At 74.8% G+C, this 1704-nt stretch carries 2 protein-coding genes; one reads left to right on the forward strand and one right to left on the reverse strand.

What is annotated here, in order from left to right; all coding sequences use genetic code 11:
* Positions 1-212 precede the first annotated feature (212 nt).
* The gene (locus LLG88_02655) at positions 213-1199 is read right to left on the reverse strand and encodes a methyltransferase (protein ID MCE5245807.1); all 987 of its coding nucleotides are present in this window, start codon (positions 1197-1199) and stop codon (positions 213-215) included.
* A gap of 85 nt (positions 1200-1284) precedes the next feature.
* Here LLG88_02655 and LLG88_02660 point away from each other — a divergent pair, with 85 nt between their 5' ends.
* Positions 1285-1617, forward strand: a complete 333-nt coding sequence (locus tag LLG88_02660; protein MCE5245808.1) for a cupin domain-containing protein — start codon at positions 1285-1287, stop codon at positions 1615-1617.
* The last annotated feature ends 87 nt before the right edge of the window (positions 1618-1704 follow it).

Below are 1704 nucleotides of genomic sequence, written 5' to 3' on the forward strand. Positions count from 1 at the left end.
TTTATCCCCGCGCGTCTGTCACGTAGGGGAGGCTGGCGCGTCCCGATGATCGTCGGAGAGTTCAAGAAACCACCGCGCCTGCCTCCCGACGTGATTCACGCGGAACCTTGCCTTTCGGCATTCAACGGCAAGGTGGTGCGAGGTCCGCGTCGGGCGGCAGGCGCGGTGGCGGCGCCGTCGTTTCGACGATGTGAGCGGCGCGCCAGCCGCCCCTACGCGCGATCGTCATCCGAAACGCGATCGTCATCCGAAACGCGGTCGTCGTCCGAAACGGGGCCGTCGTCGTCCGCAACGCGGTCGTCGTCCGCAACGCGGTCGGCGGCGGGGACGCGGCCGCCGGCGAGGACGCGGGCGCCGATCACCTGGTGGTCGAGGTGCGCGGCCTTGTCCATCTCGCGGATGAAGTGCGGGCGGTCGATCGAGACGCGCACGAGAAGCGTGCGGACGCCGAGCGGCGCGAACGCCTGCTCCCACTCCGGCCACCAGGGGGCGACGCCCTTGGCCAGCGGTTCGACGACGAAGATCGCCGCGCCGCGCCGCGCCGCGCCGACGAGACGCCGCAGCAGCGCGCCGCGCGCCGCTTCGTCGAGTTCGCTCGCCGACCAGCCGGCGACGTAGAGCGTGCCGCGGCCGCCGCGCGGGGCGGCGTTCGGCAGCTCGCCGCGCTGCGCGCGTCCCTCGAGCCCGAAGGCGCGCCACGTCCGCTCCGCCTCTTCGAGCGCCCAGCCGGAGCGGTCCACGCCGACGACCTGCCGCGCCGCGGGAAGCGACGCCGCGACCGCGGCCCCGACGGCGCCGGTGCCGCAGCCGAGATCGACGACCCGCCGCGCCGCGACGAGGGCGGGGTGGCCCTCCGCGGCCCGCACGGCGTGGTGGGCGACGAGGAAGTGCAGCGCCGCGAAGTAGGTCGCGAGGGCGGCGCGCTTGCCGGTCCCTTCGATCGCGCGCGTCGCGAGCCCGCCGCCGCCGCGCCGCTCGACGTAGAGCGTGGAGAGCGCCTGCGCGCCCTTCCGCAGCTCGGTGAAGGTCAGCGGCGGCACGAAGCGGGACACGGTCCCCTCCAGCCAAGCGTCGAAGGCTTCGCGGAGCGGCGATTCGAGGTAGGGGGCGGTCGGCACGATGATCTCCCGTTCGTCCGGATTATGCCCGATCCGCCCGCGGCGCGCGCCCGCGCTGGCCCGGAGGCGCGGCGCGTTCATAATCACGACCGGCGCGGCGGGGCCGCTTCAAGGCCCGCGCCGCGCGGTTGCGTCGCGCGCGTCGGCGCGCGCCGGGGGCGAATCGATGGCGATCCGCACGCGGAATCTGTTCCGGTTGGAGCGGCCGCTCCCGACGGAGGAACTCTGCGAGGAGTGGGCCGTGGGGCCCGCCGCGCGGGTCGAGCGGATCGTCTCGACCGGCCAGGCGAGCCCGCCCGGCTTCTGGTACGACCAGGAGCGCGACGAGTGGGTGGCGCTTCTCTCCGGCGCGGCCACGCTCCTCTTCGAGGGGGGCGAGCGCGTCGAACTGGCCGCGGGCGACGCGCTGCTGATTCCGGCGCGGACGCGGCATCGCGTGGAACGAACGAGCGCCGACCCGCCGTGCGTGTGGGTCGCCGTGCACGCCGACCTGCGCTGACGCGCGGCGGCCTTCGGGGGATAGAGGCGATGGAGGGTGCGGAGAGCGGGTTCGTCGCGGCGTGGAAGTGGATCCGCCGCAACGCCT

Source organism: bacterium (genome assembly GCA_021372775.1).
Classification (GTDB): domain Bacteria; phylum Acidobacteriota; class Polarisedimenticolia; order J045; family J045; genus JAJFTU01.